Annotated in this window: 3 protein-coding genes; 2 read left to right on the forward strand and 1 reads right to left on the reverse strand. The window is 54.1% G+C overall.

All coding sequences use genetic code 11. The features are described from left to right. On the forward strand, positions 1–1,181 hold a 1,181-nt coding region (locus tag ABWO75_RS13555), incomplete at its 5' end, for a replication-associated recombination protein A (RefSeq protein ID WP_353186400.1). Here ABWO75_RS13555 and ABWO75_RS13560 read toward each other — a convergent pair. Continuing rightward, entirely contained in the window at positions 1,178–2,053 is an 876-nt protein-coding gene (locus ABWO75_RS13560; RefSeq protein WP_353186402.1) for a glutamate--tRNA ligase family protein, read from the reverse strand. The two genes, ABWO75_RS13555 and ABWO75_RS13560, sit on opposite strands and share 4 nt — an antisense overlap. A 162-nt stretch (positions 2,054–2,215) precedes the next feature. Between ABWO75_RS13560 and ABWO75_RS13565 the strand changes: the two genes are divergently transcribed. Next, entirely contained in the window at positions 2,216–3,421 is a 1,206-nt protein-coding gene (locus tag ABWO75_RS13565; RefSeq protein WP_353186404.1) for an outer membrane protein assembly factor BamB family protein, read from the forward strand. The last annotated feature ends 346 nt before the right edge of the window (positions 3,422–3,767 follow it).

Raw genomic sequence — 3,767 nt, forward strand, 5'->3', positions numbered from 1 at the left:
ATGCCATCGCGCAGAACAACATCCCTTCCATGATTTTGTGGGGTCCTCCGGGCGTGGGCAAAACCACGCTGGCCCACATCATATCCCAAACGCTCGATCGCCCTTTCTTCAGTTTAAGCGCGATCAATTCCGGCGTAAAGGATGTGCGGGAGGTAATCGACAAGGCCGGCCAGCTTAAAAATTTCCAGCAACAGCAGCCCATCCTCTTTATCGATGAAATCCACCGTTTTTCCAAGTCGCAGCAGGACTCGCTGCTCGGCGCCGTGGAGCGCGGGTTGGTTACATTGATCGGGGCTACTACCGAAAATCCGTCATTTGAAGTAATTTCGGCGCTGCTCTCCCGCTGCCAGGTTTATGTACTGCAGCACCTCACGGAAGCAGAGCTCGTGGGTATCATCGAGAAGGCTCTGCGCGAAGATGCGTGGCTCAGCCAGCAGCAGGTAACACTGAAAGAACACGAGGCCCTGCTCCGCCTCTCGGGCGGCGATGCCCGCCGGTTGCTGAATGTGCTGGAACTGGTGGTCAACGCCGCGGCCGGTAAACCGCTGACCATCACCAACGACTTTGTACTCCGGCAGGTACAGCAGAACATGGCCATCTACGATAAGGCCGGCGAGCAGCATTACGACATCATATCGGCATTTATCAAATCCATCCGGGGAAGCGACCCGAACGCGGCGGTCTACTGGCTGGCCCGCATGGTGGAAGGGGGTGAGGATCCGCTGTTCATCGCCCGACGGCTGCTTATCCTGGCTGCCGAAGACATCGGCAATGCCAATCCGAATGCCCTGCTGCTGGCCAACAACTGTTTCCAGGCCGTCAATGTCATTGGGTGGCCGGAGTCGCGGATTATCCTTTCGCAGACGGTCACCTATCTCGCATCCTCCCCGAAGAGCAACGCGGCCTACGAGGCCATCAACCGGGCACAGGAACTGGTGCGGAAAACGGGCGACCTATCCGTGCCGCTCCACCTGCGGAATGCGCCCACCAAACTGATGAAAAACCTGGATTACGGCAAGAATTACCAATATGCCCATGCCCACGCAGGCAATTTTGTGGAACAGGAGTTTATGCCCGACGCCATAAGCGGAACCAAGCTCTATGATCCGGGCAGTAACCCCGCGGAAGAAAAGCTGCGGGAGAAGCTGCGCCAGCAGTGGAAAGATAAATACGGGTATTAAACCAGCTCCTCCCAATGATTCAGCGGCTTTTCCAAGCCCATCCACTTACCAATCATCCGGTAAATTTCCGCCCGGCTTTTCCCCTGTTTTCGGAGGTAATGCACGGAAGTGGCACCGGCCGACTTCGATAGTTTACGACCATCCGCGTCCAGGAGCAGGGGGTGGTGCAGGAACTTTATTGCGCTGAAGCGCTCAGCCCCCAGACAGCGGGCCAGGTAGCACTGTGCCAGCGAGGACTCCCACAGGTCGGCACCCCTGACGATCAGGTCGACCCCGAAATGAAAATCATCCACTACCGAAGCCAGCTGGTATGCCGGGAACCCGTCCTTTTTCCGGACAATAAAATCAGCCATCGATGGCGGAAGCCCGGCCCGTATCACTTGTCCGCCGAGGTCGGCAACAGCCAGCTCTGCCGGGTTATCCGTATACAGCCGCCAGCTGAGCCCGGCACCGTCCAGTGGCAGGGCTTTTTGCCGGCAGGTCCCGGTATAATGCCCGTCGGCACTTGCCTGCAATACATCCGAACGGGAGCAGCCACAGGCAAATACCAACCCTCGCTCGCGCAAATCGTTCAACGCGTTATTATACAGCTCCAGGCGATGTTGCTGGGCATATTCATCAACATATTCCCGGTAATTCCGCGGCCCCTCGTCGTAGCGAATATCCAGGTAATCCAGCGTTGCAAAAATATCCTCGACATATTCCCGTCTCACCCGTTCGCGGTCCAGGTCATCGATCCGCAGCAGCACGCGCGCACCCGTATACCGCGCCAACGCCACGGTTTTCGCCATGGAAAGCACATTACCCAGGTGCAGGTAGCCGCTGGGGGTTGGCGCAATGCGGGTACGTTGAAAAGCCAAACCGGTGTTCATGACGCCCAAACTTACGCAATTTGACTCCACTTCCATAGCAGGAATATCGTCATCTGCAGCCAAGCATGCGTCGGGCCTATAAGCTGCCTGATGCCGCTCACAGCAGAAATCGTGCTTTTATGCGATAAATTGCTTATCATTGAAGTCCTAATTCCTGTAAACATGACTAAACCGCGCGTTACCCACACCCTCCTTACCCTATCGCTTTTATTGCTTACGATGTCCGTATTTGCGGCTCCAGACAGCCTCACCCTGAAATGGGCGTATCAAACGGGTGGGCGGTTATTTGGAAGTGCCTATTTTTACGACGGCACCGTATTCTTTGGCAGCGAAGACAAAAACATTTACGCGGTTGACAGCCAAACAGGTGTGGCGCGCTGGACGTTTGAAACAACCGGCGGACTCTATTCCTCGCCCGTGGTTTCCGATGGTGCACTATTCATGCTCAGCATGGATGGCTTTTTTTATGCAGTCGATGCCGAAACCGGAAAACTGCGCTGGAAGTTCAAGACCGGCGGGGAGCGCAAACAGGACTTGTGGGATTATAACCTGTCGGATGCCGTGGTTAACAACGGAAAAGTATATTTTGGCAGCAGCGACCAGCATATCTACGCACTTGATGCCGCAGACGGCCGGCTGATCTGGAAATTTAAGACCGGTGACATGGTACACGCTACACCGGTTATCCAGCATGACACGCTTTATGTGGGTGGATTTGATGGGTTTTTATATGCACATAATGCCACTACAGGCCACTTACTATGGAAGTTCCGCTCGGTGGGGGATGTTTATTTCCCAAAGGGGGAGTTTCAGAAAGGCGTGCTGTTTCACGACAATACCCTGTATGCAGGCAGCAGGGATTTCAATATTTATGCACTGGACCCAAAAACGGGGCGTGGGAAATGGAACATGAAGGAATACGGCAGCTGGATTATCGCCACGCCATCCGCATACCGCAACAAGCTATATTTCGGAACTTCCGATACACACGTTTTTTATGCCCTGGATGCTGCCGATGGTCGGGTACAATGGAAAATCCCATTGAATATGCGGGTATATGGTTCGGCTGTTGCCGATGGCAGCCTGATCTATTTTGGCAGCTTTAACGGCAAATTGTATGGCGTCGATCCCGAAACAGGCGCCATTAAAAAGATTTTTCAATCGATAGGCAGCAAATTGAACTATGCCCGTGTTTTTGCCGCAGACGACCATTTTAAAGCCGGCTTTTCGCTTTATGGAGACGACACCGACGCCTCAGAGCAACAAATTCTTGCTTTGGGGGGTTTTGTGAACACACCGCTGCTGCAAAACGGCACATTGTATGTGGGAAGCACGGATGGCCGCCTTTATGCAATTGCCGCCGATTAACAACCTCGTACACTGCACATTGACCGGCAATTGAAGTTGACCGCCGCGGGTGTCTACTCGTGCATCACCTCCTCCGACAACGGTCGCACACTGGCCAGCCATGCTTCGGGACTGCTTCGGCATGTGTCCAGGGTGAGTCCAGAGTGAGTCCAGGGTAAGTCCACCTTTTATTGCTTTTTACCGGACACATACTGGATGCACCCTGGACTCACCCCGCACGCACGGTTAATGCTTCCCGGCCAGCTATCAAGGCCGTCTTAATGATGCTATTTTGTCATTTCTTTACGGGCGCAGCTGTCATATCTATGAAATTTAGTATCTTCGTTGTCAGCCCCGGGCAGCATTT

It is taken from the genome of Parapedobacter lycopersici, assembly GCF_040395035.1.
Lineage (GTDB): Bacteria > Bacteroidota > Bacteroidia > Sphingobacteriales > Sphingobacteriaceae > Parapedobacter > Parapedobacter lycopersici_A.